Annotated in this window: 16 protein-coding genes; 6 read left to right on the forward strand and 10 right to left on the reverse strand. The window is 39.1% G+C overall.

Annotation, left to right across the window (positions count from 1 at the left end):
• Nucleotides 1–5: 5 nt before the first annotated feature.
• The 7 genes from kdpA to BMW39_RS17575 all read right to left on the reverse strand — a co-directional run bounded on the left by kdpA (nt 6) and on the right by BMW39_RS17575 (nt 4,769).
• The gene (gene kdpA, locus BMW39_RS17550; RefSeq protein WP_034978875.1) at nt 6–1,706 is read right to left on the reverse strand and encodes a potassium-transporting ATPase subunit KdpA; all 1,701 of its coding nucleotides are present in this window, start codon (nt 1,704–1,706) and stop codon (nt 6–8) included.
• A gap of 139 nt (nt 1,707–1,845) precedes the next feature.
• The gene (locus BMW39_RS19770; RefSeq protein WP_074719383.1) at nt 1,846–1,923 is read right to left on the reverse strand and encodes a potassium-transporting ATPase subunit F; all 78 of its coding nucleotides are present in this window, start codon (nt 1,921–1,923) and stop codon (nt 1,846–1,848) included.
• Complete coding sequence (locus BMW39_RS17560; RefSeq protein WP_034978873.1) at nt 1,920–2,303, reverse strand: DUF7674 family protein; 384 nt, start codon at nt 2,301–2,303, stop codon at nt 1,920–1,922. Before BMW39_RS17560 ends, BMW39_RS19770 begins: the two co-directional genes overlap by 4 nt.
• Before the next feature lie 97 nt (nt 2,304–2,400).
• Complete coding sequence (locus BMW39_RS19375; RefSeq protein WP_165569371.1) at nt 2,401–2,538, reverse strand: hypothetical protein; 138 nt, start codon at nt 2,536–2,538, stop codon at nt 2,401–2,403.
• Nucleotides 2,539–2,551: 13 nt separating this feature from the next.
• Nucleotides 2,552–2,911 (reverse strand): DUF7674 family protein, encoded by a 360-nt coding sequence (locus tag BMW39_RS17565; protein WP_034978871.1) that lies wholly within the window; start codon nt 2,909–2,911, stop codon nt 2,552–2,554.
• 160 nt (nt 2,912–3,071) lie between these two features.
• Nucleotides 3,072–4,418: a sigma-54-dependent transcriptional regulator gene (locus tag BMW39_RS17570; RefSeq protein WP_034978869.1), complete on the reverse strand. Its 1,347-nt coding sequence runs from the start codon at nt 4,416–4,418 to the stop codon at nt 3,072–3,074.
• A gap of 174 nt (nt 4,419–4,592) precedes the next feature.
• The gene (locus BMW39_RS17575) at nt 4,593–4,769 is read right to left on the reverse strand and encodes a histone H1 (protein ID WP_034978867.1); all 177 of its coding nucleotides are present in this window, start codon (nt 4,767–4,769) and stop codon (nt 4,593–4,595) included.
• A gap of 270 nt (nt 4,770–5,039) precedes the next feature.
• On the opposite strand from BMW39_RS17575, the gene BMW39_RS17580 reads away from it, so the two are divergent.
• The 4 genes from BMW39_RS17580 to BMW39_RS17595 all read left to right on the forward strand — a co-directional run bounded on the left by BMW39_RS17580 (nt 5,040) and on the right by BMW39_RS17595 (nt 10,690).
• A complete protein-coding gene (locus BMW39_RS17580) occupies nt 5,040–6,182 on the forward strand; it encodes a vWA domain-containing protein (RefSeq protein WP_034978865.1) in 1,143 nt (380 codons plus the stop codon).
• 4 nt (nt 6,183–6,186) lie between these two features.
• Nucleotides 6,187–7,641, forward strand: a complete 1,455-nt coding sequence (locus BMW39_RS17585) for a sigma 54-interacting transcriptional regulator (RefSeq protein ID WP_034978863.1) — start codon at nt 6,187–6,189, stop codon at nt 7,639–7,641.
• Between the two features lie 141 nt (nt 7,642–7,782).
• Entirely contained in the window at nt 7,783–10,077 is a 2,295-nt protein-coding gene (locus tag BMW39_RS17590) for a GH92 family glycosyl hydrolase (protein ID WP_034978861.1), read from the forward strand.
• Nucleotides 10,078–10,210: 133 nt separating this feature from the next.
• Nucleotides 10,211–10,690, forward strand: a complete 480-nt coding sequence (locus tag BMW39_RS17595) for a SixA phosphatase family protein (protein WP_034978858.1) — start codon at nt 10,211–10,213, stop codon at nt 10,688–10,690.
• Nucleotides 10,691–10,765: 75 nt separating this feature from the next.
• Here the strand turns inward: BMW39_RS17595 and BMW39_RS17600 are convergent, their stop codons facing one another.
• A complete protein-coding gene (locus BMW39_RS17600; protein ID WP_034978856.1) occupies nt 10,766–11,470 on the reverse strand; it encodes a DUF4294 domain-containing protein in 705 nt (234 codons plus the stop codon).
• Nucleotides 11,471–11,527: 57 nt separating this feature from the next.
• Between BMW39_RS17600 and chrP the strand changes: the two genes are divergently transcribed.
• Complete coding sequence (chrP, locus tag BMW39_RS17605) at nt 11,528–12,604, forward strand: chryseobasin maturation metalloprotease ChrP (protein WP_034978854.1); 1,077 nt, start codon at nt 11,528–11,530, stop codon at nt 12,602–12,604.
• 22 nt (nt 12,605–12,626) lie between these two features.
• The gene (gene rpe / locus BMW39_RS17610) at nt 12,627–13,277 is read left to right on the forward strand and encodes a ribulose-phosphate 3-epimerase (RefSeq protein ID WP_034978852.1); all 651 of its coding nucleotides are present in this window, start codon (nt 12,627–12,629) and stop codon (nt 13,275–13,277) included.
• 155 nt (nt 13,278–13,432) lie between these two features.
• Here rpe and BMW39_RS17615 read toward each other — a convergent pair whose 3' ends face one another.
• Both BMW39_RS17615 and ccsA read right to left on the reverse strand, forming a co-directional pair.
• On the reverse strand, nt 13,433–13,852 hold the full coding sequence (locus tag BMW39_RS17615) for a nucleoside-diphosphate kinase (RefSeq protein ID WP_034965572.1): 420 nt from the start codon (nt 13,850–13,852) through the stop codon (nt 13,433–13,435).
• A gap of 308 nt (nt 13,853–14,160) precedes the next feature.
• Entirely contained in the window at nt 14,161–17,406 is a 3,246-nt protein-coding gene (gene ccsA, locus BMW39_RS17620; protein WP_034978850.1) for a cytochrome c biogenesis protein CcsA, read from the reverse strand.
• Nucleotides 17,407–17,705 lie beyond the last annotated feature (299 nt).

A 17,705-nucleotide genomic window follows, 5' to 3' on the forward strand; every position in this document is an offset into this window, starting at 1 on the left:
TTCAATTATTTAAGTAAAAAATGTTCTGCGATAGGTCCCAAAGCCAAAGCCGGGAAGAAAGACAGCGCAGCAACAAGTGCGATAACGGCGAAGACCATCAATCCGAAAGTTGGCGTGTCGGTTTTCAACGTACCAGCACTTTCCGGGATGTATTTTTTGGCAGCGAGGCTTCCGGCAATTGCTACTGGACCAATGATTGGAAGATATCTTGCCATCAACATCACGATGCCACAGGCAATGTTCCAAAAAGGTGTGTTGTCTCCGAGACCTTCGAAACCACTTCCATTGTTGGCGCTCGACGATGTGAATTCATACAGCATTTCGCTGAAGCCGTGAAAGCCTGGATTATTTAGCCAACTGGCATAAGCTTCAGGATCATTCGCGAAAGTATAACTCGCGATCGCGGTTCCTGCCAAAATCAAAAGCGGGTGTAGAAGTGCGATGATCATTGCGATCTTCATTTCTCTGGCTTCAATCTTCTTACCCAGAAATTCCGGTGTTCTTCCTACCATCAATCCACTGATGAAAACGGCGAGAATGATGAAGATGTAGAAATTGAGGAAACCGACGCCGACACCGCCATAGAAGCAATTCACCATCATTCCAAGCAATTGATTCATTCCGCTGAGTGGCATAAAACTGTCGTGCATCGAATTGATACTTCCTGTAGAAATAACAGTGGTTGCAATGCTCCAATAAGCAGAAGCTGCAGCACCGAAACGGACCTCTTTCCCTTCCATATTTCCCATCGATTGAGAAATTCCCATCTCGGAAATCGCAGGATTGCCATTGACTTCGGAAACGACGGTCGGGATCATTAACATTAAAAATCCGATGGTCATTACGCCAAAAATCGTCCAAGAAAGTTTTCTTCTTTTGATAATAAATCCCATTGCAAATATCATAGCTAAAGGAATCAGCATCTGAGTGACAATCTCAACAATGTTTGTAAAGTAATTCGGATTTTCTAGTGGATGTGCGGAATTAGGTCCGAAAAATCCACCGCCGTTGGTCCCTAGATGTTTGATTGCGACAAACGCCGCCACCGGACCACGGCTAACTTCCACTTTATCACCTTGTAAATTGATGATCGAATCTTTACCCTCAAAAGTCATCGGCGTTCCGTTGAATGCCAGTAATGAAGCAACAACGATTGCAATTGGAAATAAAATCCTTGTGCAACTTCTCACAAAAAAAAAGTAGAAATTCCCGAGTTTATCGGTCGTTCTTTCCTTCATTGCAAAAAATACGACAGCTGCGATTGCTATTCCGCATCCGGCACTGATAAACTGCCACAGCATCAAGGTCAATTGTCCTAGATACGACATTCCAGTTTCTCCCGAATAGTGCTGAAGATTGGTATTGGTGACAAAACTAACTGCCGTATTGAAAGCCAGATCACCACTCATCGATGGATTGTTGTCCGGATTCATTGGGAGCCAACTCATATTTGTAAGGACGAACATTGCGGCTAAAAACCAAACAAGATTGATGGTCAGTAATGCAGTTAAATGCTGTTTCCAGGTCATTTCTTTTTCTGGGTCGATGCCTGAAATTTTGTAGAATAGTTTGTCTACAGGATTTAAAAGCTTGTCCAGCCAGGTTTTTTCGTTTCCGAAAATTTTTGAGATGTAGCGACCAAGCGGCAGTGCAATACCGACTGCGAGGGCGAACATCAATATAATTCCTAATATTTCTTTGTCCATTTTATTAATAGTTTCTTTAAAATTTAATTGATTGTTTTGATCTTAATGATGATAAAGAGGAATGCGATGACGAAAAATATCCAGCCGAATATCGCGAGCCAGTCTTTCATTTCATTTTTAGTCCTTTTGTTCATCGTTTCTAGAATTTTTCCGGATTGATCAAAACGTAGCCTATGTAGCCGAATACGGCAATGGCAATAATGAATAATGTGATCATGATCTGTTGATTAATTGGTGGTCTCTTCTTGTCTGTTCCATATAAATGTTCTTAAAATCTGCAGGAATCTCCTGGAAGAGAAATCGCCATTGCTGCGGATTTGTTTTTCTTTTCAGGCTTTCAAATGATCGGATGAAGATATTTTCTATCAGGTATCTCACATAGGAATTGCCTCGTTTGTAGATCCAGTCCATTCTTTTGAGATTGCGGATCATAGACTGGATCTTGGTCTGCTCCAGAAGATCTTTCATGTGATCTACCGTGGTTTGCATGATCCCCGCAAAATTGTTTCGGTCCGAGAGGTTGGTAATTTCATTCTTGATATCAGGATAAAAAGCCTTTAGATATTCGACTGTCTTTTTTTGATTGATCTTTTGCATGGCTCAAATTTTTTCGAAAGTTCTGATCAACAAGAAAAAAAGGGCAAATAGCGCAGCTCCCAAGAGAATTAAAATCGCTGTCATAATCGTTTATGTATTAAGGTTGAATAATGGCTGCAAACACAAAAACACTTAGGATTACCGCGACGTTGATGATGAGTATCTCGAAGTCATGTTTGGTTTTGGATCTTTTCCAACTTTCCCAGTTTCCCGATTTTATGATTTTTCTATGCATGATATGGTTTGTTTTAAAGTCCTGATTTGTAGATCTGACGCAGGTAAACTTGATGTAAGCTTGTCGGCATTTTCGAAAAGATCAAATTCTTGTAATTGTTGTCGCAGGAATATGTCAGGCTGTCGAGAGAATAGACAAACACATTTTCCACCGCGTTTTTCAAGGCCTGATCGCCCTTTTGGTAGAGGTCATTCATTTTGTCGAATGACCGGATCAAAATCGTGGTTTCACCTTTCCTGATAAGGTTTCTGATCTGCCTCGTAAAGACATTGATCACCATAAAGGAATTTTTGGTTTTATAGACTTCTTCGAACTCCGCTTTGGAATCCGGAACCACTTGGATGATCTCCTGTATTGCTTCTGTGTGATTCATTTTAGTAATTGTTTTGAATCACTAATGCCAATAAATATTCCCGCAAGCAGACAAAACTTATAAACAACTATTAATCAATGAATTAAAATAAAAATTTAATTTTTAACCAATAAAAAAGCCTATCAAAATGATAGGCTTTTTCTCAATATGATAATTAATCTTATGAAATTTTGTATTCTTCAATTTTGCGGTACAATGTGGCGATGCCAATCTCGAGCAGTCTGGCTGCTTCTGCCTTGTTTCCATTGGTATAGTTCAGCGTTTTCTGGATCTGAATTTTCTCCGCGCTGGCAAGCGAGAACGCCGACAGACTTTTATTATCAGATATATTATAATTTACATTTTGAAAATCTGATGGAAGCGAAATCAGCCCTAACTCAGAATCATCCGTGAGGATCACACTTCTTTCTATCACATTCCGAAGTTCGCGGATGTTGCCTTTCCAAGGATGATGTTTCAAAGCTTCAAGATATTCTTGGCTGATAGAATTTATTTTCTTTCCTGTCTTGAGAGAGAAATTTTTCAAGAAGTAATAAGCCAATTCCTCAATATCAGAAACTCTTTCCCGAAGTGATGGAAGTGAAATATTAAAAATATTGATCCTGTAGAACAGATCTTCGCGGAAGTTTCCGGCTTCGATCTCTTTTCCCAGATCTCTATTGGTGGCCGCAATGATTCTGACATTGATTTTGGTCACTTTGTTGTCACCAACTTTCAAAAATTCACCTGATTCCAGAACCCGCAGTAGTTTGGCCTGCAGATCGAGTGGCATCTCTCCTATTTCATCAAGGAAAACCGTTCCGTTATTAGCTTCTTCGAAAATCCCTTTGGAATCTTTGATGGCTCCTGTAAAAGCACCAGCTTTGTGTCCGAACAATTCATTTTCCAATAATTCTTTGCTGAATGCAGAGCAATTGACCGCCACAAAATTCTGTTTGCTTCGGTTGCTTGCGTTATGGATGGCTTGTGAAAAAACCTCTTTTCCTGTTCCAGTTTCGCCGGTCAATAGAACTGTAGCGTCCGTCACAGCCACTTTTTTCCCGGAATCTATCGCAAATTTTATTTGTTTTGACTTTCCTAGAATGGTCTCAAAAGAATATTTGTTTCCCAATTGTTTTTCCAATTGCAGGACACGTTTGTTCAGAACAACTTTTTCGATGGCTTTGTAAACCAATGGAATAATTTTGTTGTTATCATCACCTTTTGTGATGTAATCGAAAGCGCCGTTTTTTATGGCCTGAACCCCATCTGGAATGTTTCCGAAGGCAGTGAGCAGGATGACTTCGAGCGAAGGATATTTATCTTTGATGAATTTGGAAAAATCAACGCCACTGCCGTCTGGAAGTTTGACATCACAGATCACAACATCGATCTCAGAGATCTCCAGTCTTTTTTTTCCGTTTCTGAGATCAGAGGCCTGAAAAACTTCAAAGCCTTCCAAACTGATGATTCGGGAAAGCAAAGTTCTGATCTTTTCTTCGTCGTCGATTATGAGAATTTTATTCACGCTTCAAAAAAATTATAAACAAAGGTAAATATTAAAGTATCTATCTAATGGAATAAAATAGAAATATTGGTCGAGAAAGTAACTTGTTTAATGACCTTAAAAACCAATTTAATTATCGAGATCATGTAAAACAAAAATCCCTGCTCAAATGGCAGGGATCAATTGGAAAATCTTTTATTTCTTAGATTCTTCTACTGAAATTTTTCTGAATTCTTTGAACAGTTTGCTCAGTTCCAAAGCAGATTTTCTAGCTCTAGTTCCAGCTGCTTTGTTTCCTTTTTCAGATTGTTGGTTAGCTTCACTAGAAAATGCTTCGAATTCTGCACTGATCTTTTCAATAAGTTCTTTCATAAGTTTATTGTTTTAAAAATTAAATTGGGTTGCAAATATAAATTAAATCAAAGAACTTTTACATCGCAACGCTAGTTTTTTGTATTATTTGAATAATGAATTGATATATAATGCTTCAAAAATTATATTAGAATAATTGAATTTCAAAAAAGTCTATTTCAATACAATTCTCATTTCATATCACAACCATTAGGATTTTCTATATTCAATGGTGGAGAATTGGTCTAATATTTCCATAACTTGTACTTTCTAAAAAACGAGATTCATCTCATGACAAATAAACAACGCAACTTTCAACAGGGTTTCACATTTAGCAAACACGTGCCTGAAGAAATATCACACTTTGACAGGGTTTTTGACGTGTTCAAAGACTTGCTGACCCACACTTCCGGCGATATCGAGGAGGCTTTTGACTGGCTGGATATGCTGGATAAAGAGTACGATATTTTTACCGATGACTATACGCTTGAAGATTTTGAAAAAGACCTGATCAAGCGAGGCTACATCAAAAAAGAAGACGATTCCGAAGGTGGAAATACAGGAACCGGAAATGGCAAAAGCATCTTGACCGCAAAACTGGAAGCGGCCTTACGTGAATATGCATTAGACCAGATTTTCGGAAAGCTGAAAAAAAGCGGCATCGGAAATCACCGAACCAACAAATCTGGTGTAGGCGACGAGCGCGATGGCGAAAACAGAAACTTTCAGTACGGTGATGACCTTTCCACTGTGAATATGACCGAAAGTCTAAAAAATGCCCAAATCAACAATGGAATCTCTGACCTTCGAATGACAGAGGACGACCTGATCGTAGAAGAAACCAAGCACAAAGCACAGATGAGCACGGTTCTGATGATTGACATCAGCCACTCGATGATCTTGTACGGCGAAGACAGGATTACGCCCGCAAAAAAAGTGGCGATGGCTTTGGTAGAATTGATCAACAGAAAATATCCCAAAGATTCCATCGACATCATCGTCTTTGGAAACGAAGCCTGGCCAATAAAGATCAAAGACCTACCCTACTTGCAGGTCGGGCCATTTCACACGAATACAGTTGCTGGACTGGAATTGGCGATGGATATACTTCGCAGAAAACGAAATACGAACAAACAGATCTTCATGATCACCGACGGAAAACCGAGTTGTCTTAAACTGCCTAATGGAGAATATTACATGAACAGTGTTGGTCTGGACGAAAGAATCGTTTCGGAATGTCTGAGTAAAGCAGCGCAGGCCAGAAAACTTAAAATCCCGATCACCACGTTTATGATTGCGCAAGACCCATATCTGAGAAGGTTTGTTGAAGCTTTTACAGCCCAAAACAAAGGGAAAGCTTTTCTCACCGGACTTTCAGGTTTGGGACAAATGATTTTTGAAGATTACGAAAAAAATAGAATAAAGAGAATTTAAAATAATGAAAAACGATATCACATTCAAGGAATTGAAAAATTCTGGTTACACAGATAAAACCATCAATCAAGAAATTCAAGCCAATTTGATTTCAAAGATCAAAGCGAAAGAGCCAGTTTTCGAAGGACTTTGGGGCTACGAAGATTCTGTGGTTCCGCAATTGAAAAAAGCGATTTTGGCTGGTCATCACATCAATTTGTTAGGATTAAGAGGACAGGCAAAAACCCGAATTGCACGAAGCATGGTCAATCTTTTGGATGAGTACATGCCGATTGTAAAAGGTTCGGAAATAAATGACAGTCCATTCCAGCCTATTTCAAAATTTGCGAGAGACCTGATCGCTGAATTGGGCGACGAAACACCGATCTCGTGGGTTCACCGTTCCAATCGCTTCTTCGAAAAGTTGGCAACACCAGATGTGAATGTTGCCGATCTAATTGGCGACATCGACCCGATCAAAGCTGCAACTTTGAAGCTACCTTATTCTGACGAGCGCGTTTTGCATTACGGAATGATCCCGAGAGCTAACCGTTCTATTTTTGTATTGAATGAATTACCCGATCTGCAAGCGAGAATCCAGGTTTCTTTGTTTAATATTTTGCAGGAAGGCGACATTCAGATCCGTGGATTTCAGTTGAGAATGCCTTTGGATATTCAGTTTGTATTTACAGCAAATCCGGAAGATTACACAAATCGTGGAAGCATTGTGACACCTTTGAAAGATAGAATCGGGTCACAAATTTTCACACACTATCCGAAAACCATTGAATTAGCAAAACATATTACGGAACAGGAAGCGCAAATTTCAGCAGAAGATCGCTCTCAAATTCAAATTCCAGATTTGGCGAAAAATCTCTTGGAAGAAGTTGCTTTCGCAGCCCGTGAAAGTGAATATGTTGATGCGAAAAGTGGCGTCAGTGCAAGATTGACTATCAGTGCGATGGAAAATCTGATTGCCGCTGCAAAGCTACGTTTGATAGAAACTGAAGCGCCAAAAACTTCCGTTCGTTTGTTAGATTTTATGTCTATTATTCCATCAATCACCGGGAAAATCGAATTGGTCTATGAAGGTGAACAGGAAGGTGCTGACTTTGTAGCCAAAATTCTGATTGACAAAGCTGTAATGACGCAGTTTGAAAGTAGTTTTCCACGCATTTCAAAATTAGAAAAAGAAGGTATCAAAACGCCTTATACCGATCTGATCAAATGGTTCAACAAAAATCATCTTGAACTGAATTATGCTGATTCAGATGAAGTATTTTATGAGAAGCTGAATAGCATTTCACCTTTGGTCAATCTAATTGAAGAAAATGCCTCTGAACTGAGTGTAGATGACCAAAACTTCTGTAAAGAATTGGTTTTATGGGCTTTGACCATCAGCAAAAAACTAGACAAATCCGAAAATTCTAGTACCTACACTTTTGATTCAGCAGGAATCGGGCAGTTTTTTAGAGATTAATTGTAATAAGAATCAGTAATTAATATGAAGCAACAATTTAAAAGATTGTTGCTTTTATATTTTATAATAGTCAAATAAAAATATTCAATGAGTGATTTTCTTTAGTCATAAAACTTTATTTTTGATATAAATAAATTCTGAATGAGAAGTTTGAAACTAGTTCTATTCTGCTCCATTATTTCAATTGCAGTAAAATCTCAGGACATCAAAGATTGGATCAAAGACCCTGTGGAATATGTGAATCCTTTGATGGGAACACAATCGTCTTACGAGCTGTCCAATGGAAATACCTATCCCATCATCGGCTTACCTTGGGGAATGAATTACTGGACACCACAAACGGGGAAAAATGGAAATGGCTGGCAATACACTTATAATTCCAACAAGATCCAAGGATTCAAACAAACGCACCAACTTTCGCCTTGGATGAATGATTACGGGCAATTCTCGATTCTTCCGACGGTCGGCAAACCAGAAATAGATCAGGAAAAAAGAGCAAGCTGGTTCTCCCATAAAACCGAAGAGGCCAAACCTTATTTCTACAAAGTTTATTTGGCGGATTATGATGTTTGGACAGAGATTGCGCCGACAGAACGTGCAGCAGTCATGAGATTCACTTTTCCTGAGACCGACAAAGCGAATGTCATCCTGGATGCTTTCGACAAAGGTTCTTATGTCAAGATCATTCCATCCGAACGAAAAGTAATCGGTTACTCTACAAGATATGCGAGAGGAAAGATGGAGAACTTCAAAAACTATTTCGTGCTTCAATTTGATCATGATTTTGTCGCTCAAAATGTTTGGAATGATAAAGAAATATTGGCTTCAAACACAGAGATCAAAGCTGACCACGTTGGTGCTTTGGTCCAATTCGGTCATTTGAAAAAAGGTGAACAAGTTACCGTTAAAGTCGCATCATCATTCATTAGCCAGGAACAAGCTGAAATTAACCTTAATGAAATTAATGATAAAAATTTTGACCAAGTAAAGTCTGAAGCCAAAGATATATGGAACCAAACCTTGAACAAAATCCAGATCAAGGGCGCAACCCCGGAACAGGCGAAAACTTTTTACAGTTGCCTCTACCGAAGTGTACTATTTCCCCAGAAACTTTATGAAAAAGACAAACATGGAAATATCCAACATTACAGTCCTTACAACGGTAAGGTTTTGCCAGGATATCTATTCGGAGGAACAGGTTTTTGGGATACGTTCCGAGCGCTTTATCCGCTTTTGAATCTGGTCTATCCTTCCATCAATGTGGAAATGCAAAAAGGTTTGATATCAGTTTATCAAGAAGGTGGATTTTTGCCCGAATGGAGCAGTCCAGGTTATGCAGATATTATGATAGGCAACAATTCTGCCTCCGTGGTTTCAGAAGCTTACCTCAAGGGATTGCGAGGTTACGACGCCGAAATTTTGTGGCAAGCTTTGAAACATGGCGCGAACAACGAAGGTCCAATCAGTGCGGTCGGAAGAAAAGGTGTTGAGGATTATAATAAAATGGGCTATGTCCCAACGGATACTGGCATCAACGAAAGTGCAGCCAGAACACTCGAATATGCTTACGATGATTATGCGATCTATGAATTCGGAAAAGCACTTAAGAAATCAGAAGCCGAACTTCAGCCCTACAAATCACGGGCGATGAATTACAAAAAACTCTTCGACCCAAAGTATAATCTGATGCGCGGAAAAAAGAAAAATGGTGATTTCCAAGACAACTTCGATCCTTTCGAATGGGGAAATGCTTTTACAGAAGGCAATAGCTGGCATTACACCTGGAGTGTTTTTCAGGATATTGATGGACTTAAAGAGTTAATGGGAGGAAAGAACAATTTTGTAAAAATGCTGGATTCTGTTTTTGTGATGCCGCCAACCTTCAACACCAATTATTATAAGGAAGTGATTCATGAGATGCGAGAAATGCAGATCGTAGGTATGGGACAATACGCACACGGGAACCAGCCGATCCAGCACATGCTTTATTTGTACAATTATGCAGGACAACCTTGGAAATCCCAATATTGGGTAAGACAAGCGATGGACAAACTTTACAAACCAACGCCCGATGGCTACTGTGGCGACGAGGACAATGGACAAACTTCTGCCTGGTACGTTTTCTCCGCATTGGGCTTTTATCCCGTGACGCCAGCCAGTATGCAATATGTTTTGGGCGCACCACTTTTCAAATCGATTAAAATTAATTTAGAGAATAACAATTCAATTACCATTGATGCTCCAAAAAATTCTGACAAAAATATTTATGTTGACCAGCTGAAGCTGAATGGGAAAAATCATTCAAAAAATTGGTTAGATCATTTTGAATTGCTGAAAGGTGCAAAACTAAAGTTTGAAATGACAGAAAAACCCAATCTCAAAAGAGGACTATCGGATTCTGATGCGCCCTTCTCCATCAGCACTTATGAGAAATGACATATAAATTTATATCAATAAGAGATACGAAGTAATTTTTTTTTACTAATTTTAATTTATTATTAATCATTTGTTAATGAAACACTTTGTTTGTAGTTTCATCTGAACATAAAAAAATAATTAAAAAAAACAAATGAAAACACTTTTACTTGTGAGACATGCCAAGAGTGATTGGCCTGTAGACGTCGAAGATTTTGACCGCCCTCTCAATGAGTTGGGAATAATCAATGCACCAAAGATGGCAAATTTGTTAAAGGATAAATCGATTGTCATAGAAAATTTTATTTCCAGCCCAGCCAAACGTGCTTTGCATACGTGCGAATTGTTCTCACAAGTCTATGAGAGACCTTACTCTACCGACGCTAGCTTGTACAACCCACGAGAACGCAATTTTGAGAATCTTATTTTCGGATTGGACAACACGATCAATTCAATTGCGATATTTTCTCATAACAATGGCATCTCAAATTTTGCCAATTCATTGACCGATGAGATTGTCAATTTACCTACATCAGGCGTTGTAGGCTACGAGATCGATTGTGATAATTGGAGCGACTTTGCAACGGCAAGCAAGAAGTTTCTATATTTCTACTCACCGAAGAATTTTAAATAAAAATATAATATTCTAAATTTAAAATAAAAAAACCTCTCAATAATTGGGAGGTTTTTAATTTATATAGATAAGATTTTATTTATTTACCTTATAATCATTAGCGCCAGGATAAGGTTGTAGATAACCGAGATTCCAGTTGGACTGCAGAAGCGACTCAATAAAAAGGTCATCTCTGAATTTATGCGGATCATAAGGCGTTTTGAGACTGACATCTGCAATATTTCCTTTCACATTCCACCAAAAAGCACTCCAGCCGCCTCTAAGTTCTTTGATGATCTCATAGACTGTTTTTCCCGTTGCTCGACTCATCAATTTGGCAAAAACCTGACCTTCTGTTGTGGTAAGTTGACGAAGTTGTTTTTCATAACTTGCAGCCAATTCGGTTTGTCGCTGTTTCATGTATCTACTTCTATCTGATCCTTTCATGTCCGCACTTTCTTTCTGGATGTCACGATATTGCTCCAATGCATCTAAAAAAAGAGGATAGACTCTATTCAGCTTTTTATTAAGAAAAAAATAGAAATTCTTATCCAGTTGGTTATTGAAATGTGGATTGGCTCTCAAGGTCAACTCGTCCATCACGATCACCTGTTCACCATTTATTTTATAGATTTTAGCCTTTTGAGCTTCATCATAAAAATACTCATTTCCGGACTCATCTTTTTGCAATTTACTTTTAGGAATATCATCGAAGGATTTTACCTGCAAAGTATCTTGCTGCGAAAAACAAAATACACCTACAAACAGGAAAACAATCGGAATCAATTTATGAAAAATCATTACTTTTACGTCATCAAAATTAACAAAGATTAATATCAAAAATCATTCCCAATAGATATGAAATTCGAAAAGAAATCAATTAAGTTTTTAGAGCAATATTTAAATACCGCTTCGCCAACAGGTTACGAACACAATGGACAAAAAGTCTGGATGGATTACATCAAACCCTATGTTGAAAAGATCGAAGTGGATCACTATGGAACCGCGTACGGCATCATCAATCCAGAAGCCGACTTCAAAGTGGTGATAGAAGCGCACGCAGATGAAATTTCGTGGTACGTGAATTACATTACCGACGATGGATTGATCTACGTCATCAGAAATGGAGGATCCGACCAAACCATCGCCCCATCGAAAGTTGTCCATATTCACGGCGAAAAAGGCATCGTAAAAGGTGTTTTCGGATGGCCAGCAATTCACACCAGAAGCGCCAATCAAAACGAACCAACGCCAAAAATTGAAAACATCTTCATTGATTGTGGCGCAACATCCAAAAAAGAAGTTGAAGAATTGGGAGTTTTCGTTGGCTGTATGATCACTTATCCCGACGAGTTTTTTGAACTGAATGACCGATATTTCGTTTGCCGCGCATTGGACAACAGAATCGGTGGCTTTATGATCGCGGAAGTTGCAAGATTATTGAAAGAGAACAAAAATAAATTACCGTTCGGACTGTACATTACCAATTCCGTACAGGAAGAAGTTGGACTTTATGGTGCAGACATGATCGCTGACACCATCAAACCGAACATTGCCATTGTGACAGACGTGACCCACGACACCACAACACCAATGATTGAAAAGAAAAAAGAAGGCGACCAAAAATGTGGTGACGGACCAGTTGTGTTTTTTGCGCCAAGCGTACATCACACCATCCGTGAATTGATTATCGACACTGCGAAAACCAAAGAGATCCCTTTCCAAAGAGCAGCAGCCAGCAGAGCCACAGGAACCGACACAGATGCTTTCGCCCATTCCAACGGCGGCGTTCCAAGTGCTTTGATCTCATTGCCTTTGCGATATATGCACACAACTGTGGAAATGGTTTCCAAAGAAGATGTTAGCAACGTTATCAAATTGATCTACGAAACGCTTCTGAAAATAGAGCCGACAATGAAGCTGAAATACCATTAATAAATCAAGTAATTAAGTAAAAATGAAAACAAAACTGATTGCACCTTCCCTTCTTTCCGCAGATTTTGGAAATCTAAAGAGAGACATCGAGATGCTCAACAACTCCCAGGCAGACTGGTTTCACGTAGATGTGATGGATGGCCGATTTGTCCCAAACATCTCGTTTGGATTCCCTGTGATGAAGACCGTTCAGCAGCACGCAAAGAAATTCGTGGATGTTCACTTGATGATCGTAGAGCCGGAAAAGTATGTCGAGGAATTCATCAATCTGGGAGCAGACCTGGTTTCCGTGCATTACGAAGCTTGTATTCACCTTCACAGAACCATTAATTTGATTCAAAGCAAAGGCGCAAAAGCAGGCGTTGTCCTCAATCCTGCAACTCCTGTTTTGATGTTGGAGGATATCATTGCAGACGTGGATCTGGTTTTGTTGATGAGCGTCAATCCAGGATTTGGCGGACAGAAATTCATTGAGAACACCTACAAAAAGATCAGCGAGACCAAAGACCTGATCCTAAGCAACAATTCCACCGCGTTGATCGAAGTGGATGGCGGCGTGAATCTTGACAATGCTTCCAAGTTGTTCGATGCTGGCGCAGACGTTCTGGTAGCCGGAAATGCAGTTTTCTCTTCCGCAGATCCAGAGAGAACCATAGAGTTATTGAAACTTTAGGAGCTTGATCCCGCTATCCGCTATATCTTTTTTGCCCAGGCTTTTTCCCCAGCAAAAAAGGATGCCGCTTCTATCGGGGCTATTGAGACGTGACGACAAAAAAATAAGGCTATCAGTTTTGATAGCCCATTTTTTATATTTAATTTCAGAAGAAATTAGAAGATCTCTCTTCCAGAAAAGTGGAATTGCGCTTCGATCAAAGCGTTCTCGTCTGAGTCAGAACCGTGAACTGCATTTTCTCCGATGCTTCTTGCGAAAAGCTTTCTGATAGTTCCCTCAGCCGCTTCAGCAGGATTGGTAGCACCAATTGTAGTTCTGAAATCTTCTACTGCATTGTCTTTTTCCAAAACCGCCGCTACGATCGGACCAGAGGACATAAAGTCTACCAACTCTCCGTAGAAAGGTCTTTCAGAATGTACTTCGTAGAATTTCTTAGCATCAGCAACAGTAAGTTGCGTCAATTTCAAAGCTTTGATCTTAAAACCAGCTTCACTGATTTTTCCAAGGATCGCACCAATGTGACCATCTGCAACAGCATCTGGCTTGATCATGGTAAATGTGATTTTTCCTGACATTATTTTTAATTTTTGTTTTAAAGAAGTGCAAATTTACGATAATTTTCCTTTAAATTTGTCCTCGGAAATTCTTTTCTGGGAAAAAATATTTTTTGGCACACAGTTTGCTACTTAATATTCGATTCTCATGTTTAATTTGAGTTTTCATGGTTATTAGTTTTTACCCTGCTTCGGCAGGGTTTTTTGTTTTATTTTGTGAATGGAAAAACAAAAAAAATACCGCCAAAACAATTTAACTTGTTCTGGCGGTATTTCTATTATAGCTTTAAAACTCGTTTGTTTAAAAGAGTTATGGCTTTCATCATAAATTAAGGCTCAACCTGCGTTCTTTCATCTTTTTTGATCTGAAGATCATTGTGCAGTTTTTTATATTTTATCCAGGCAAAAATCGAAAGCACGATCATATATCCAATACTCACATAAACCCAAAGTGGAAGCGGAATTGGATCTCCTTTTGCGTAAGAGTGCAATCCGGAAAGATAGTAATTCACGCCGAAATAGGTCATGACCATGGAACAAAATGCAAACATCGTCACCACGTGGAAAGTGTATCTTCCTCTCAAACCTGGAACCAATCTCATGTGGATCACGAATGCGTAGATCATGATTGAGATGAACGCCCAAGTTTCCTTCGGATCCCAGCTCCAATAACGGCCCCAAGATTCGTTGGCCCAAATTCCTCCCAAGAAGTTTCCGATGGTCAATGCTAACAATCCGATATTTAGAGACATCTCACTTACAATGGCTAGTTCTTTCAGCGTCGTATCGTTATGTCTTTTGAAAGTGTCTTTGTTGGCGATGATGTAGAAGATCAGAGAGATCATGGCAATCAACATCGACAAAGAGAAGAATCCATAACTGGATGTAATGATCGCAACGTGAACCACGAGCCAATAAGACTTAAGAACAGGAACTAATGGTGTAATCTGCGGATCCAAAGCAGAACCACCGTGCGCAAATCCCATCATAATCACCGCAACCAAAAATCCAGCTGCAGGAATCAAGGTATTCGAGTTTCTGTACAAGGCATATCCTGCTGAAATCCCAACCCAAGAGATGAAGATGATCGCCTCATAACCATTACTCCAAGGTGCATGTCCGGAAATATACCATCTCGCCACCAATCCTAAGAAATGGAAGGTGTAACCAATTGCACCAATGTAGATCAATGCTTTTATCACATTATTAAGGATCTTGCTCGGCTTGAACAATTGCGCAAAACCTAAAATCAAAAGCAAACCACCGATCATCGTATAGAAAATCAATAATTTGAAATTGATGTCAAGCTTGTTGATCAGAACTTCAATTTTAACTTTGGTTTCGGAAGGCACTACATTTTTGCCCCATTTCTGTTGATACGCCTCTACTTTTTTAAGTTCAGCATCGGCTTTTGCCCAACTTCCACCTTGTGTTGCCATCAAAACGCTAGACAAATATGGACCTAGAACGGACTGTGCATTTTCATCTGGTTCAAAAGTTGGCGTCATCACAGAACTCCAGGTATGATTCGAGTCGTTTTTAACTGGAATTGTTCTGAAATATTGGTAAGACATGATCCCATTAAGAACCTGAACTTTGTCATTCAGTTTGATCACCGCTTCATCGTATCTTGTTCTTTCTGCTGGTTTCTTTCGGAAGGCGTCATTATAATCATCTTCCAATACGAAACGTAGATTTCCGTTTTTGTCGGCTGGAAATAATTTGATCAAACTGGTGAAACCTTCTTCAGTAGCTTTTGTTTTAGCTCTTAGGTCTTTTCCAACTTTACCTGCCGTTTCAATTTTGATGATATTGACCTGTGCCCAGAACATAGGATCGATTGTCGCTGCCAAAAACCATTGATTGGCATCCAAATCTTGGAAAGTCGAACGTAAAGTTAATTTATGTAAAATATCAAGCGCCTGTGTATTGGCCGGAACAATACGACCTTCATAATTTTGAACCAATAGAGAACCGAACTTGTCTGCATGTTCCTTGTTGATCGTGATATTTTTCACCATTTCGTCCGCATCCAAAACCATTGGGTTTTTATTCGGAGCGGTAGCTTTTGCTTCGGTTGAATTGGAATGACCTTCGTGACTTCCGTCCTTTCCGTGCATATCGATCTCCTGAGCATTAAGTCCGAAACTTAATAATAGCATAACAGCAACTTTTGCTTTTTTCTTGCTAATCGTTTTCAACATTTGGTTGAGACTCCAGAATCTAGAACCTTTCCAGAACATGGTCACGAACATTCCTATGAATAAGAAGGCGTAACCGATGTAGCTGATCAAAGTTCCCCAGAAATCGTGGTTCACAGAAAGAACCGTTCCTTTTCTGTCTGGATCAAAACTTGCCTGGAAGAATCGGTAACCTTTATAATTAAGAACGTGATTCATATAAATATTGTAAGGCGTTTCTTTGCCTTCGTCCACGATCTTCACATGAGATTCATACGCAGATGGCGAAGAACTTCCTGGATAAGTTTCCATGACGAATTTTTCTAATTTCAATGCGAAAGGTTGGGTAAAATAAACTTTTGGACCGAATCCTAACATAATATCCAATCCATCAACTTTGATCTGTTTGTAGTTATTTGGATTTCCTTTTTCTACCACAAGGTCAACCATTTGCTTCGTTTTTGGTCCAGAGACTTCCACCCTCAACAAATCCGGAACATCTTTATCTTTTTGCTTATCACCTTCGTAATTCACCAGTTTCCCTTTTTTCGTTCCTTCCGGAATTACCAATTTCAATTGATCGATCGTATATAGACTTCTTAAGACCAAAGGTTGGAATTCATCTTTCTTAGTTGTTCCGGTTGCCTGAGTTGCCATGGTCATAAAGGCTGCATCAGTTGGTGTTTTGATGTAAAGTTGTCCATCCTTCTTTTGGAATTCAACCGCGCCTTCAATGGCTGTTCTGTTGTAACTTACCAAAGTTCCATTAATATTTTGGACATCTCCTTCACCCAAATAGATATTTTGACGGCCGCCCATATCACTCGTAGAAACCAAGTGCAGATATTCCTTTCCAGCGCCTGCAACCAAACTATCTTTCTTTCTTTGGATATAATCCACAGCTTTCACAACGATTTTTTCCTTTCCTAAGAAATCATAAGTTGCCTGGAAATCGTGGTGAAGTGGTGACATTAGATAAGGAACATCGTGGTAATTCTGTTGCTCTCCTTTCTCTTCAATTTTGATTTTGAAGAAATGTTTGTCTGTAATAATCTCATTATTCGTTTCACCTTCACGGATGTGCATTGTCCCTTCAAAACTGATGTATCGCGTGATCGCACCTCCGATGAATATTAAAATGAAAGCCAGGTGGAAAACCAAAATTGGCCACTTCTCTCTTCGGAAAAGCCTGTAACGTCCTATATTACCAATGAAGTTTAATATCAATAAAAACATTACGGCTTCAAACCATTTGGCTTCGTAGATCAATGCCTTCGCTGTTGGTGTTCCGTAATCGTTTTCAATAAAAGTGGCAACAGCCATAGAAATTGCGAAAACCAGCAAGAGAAGCGCCATCGTCCGCGTAGAAATAAGAATATCCTGAATCTTTTTCATAGTTAGATATCTATTGTTTTTTGTTTGTCAGAGGTAGTCGCCAAATGCTCATCAACATTTATGATCAGCTTAGTTCCTGGCGCTTTCATTCTGAAATTTATAAGTTTACAAAAATAAGGATGATAAACCACAAAGGCGTTAAAAAAAACTGTTTTTTGTCACTTTAAAAGGCGATGCGCTTATTTTGAAACATTCTTAATAACAGGTTTTGAACTGTAAATTAGAAGCCTAAAATACTTATTAGACCAAAAAAAATAAAAATAAGCGTCAACAATTTAGATGACTGATAAAAAACATTA

Origin of the sequence: Epilithonimonas lactis (genome assembly GCF_900110605.1) — a bacterium.
Lineage (GTDB): Bacteria > Bacteroidota > Bacteroidia > Flavobacteriales > Weeksellaceae > Epilithonimonas > Epilithonimonas lactis.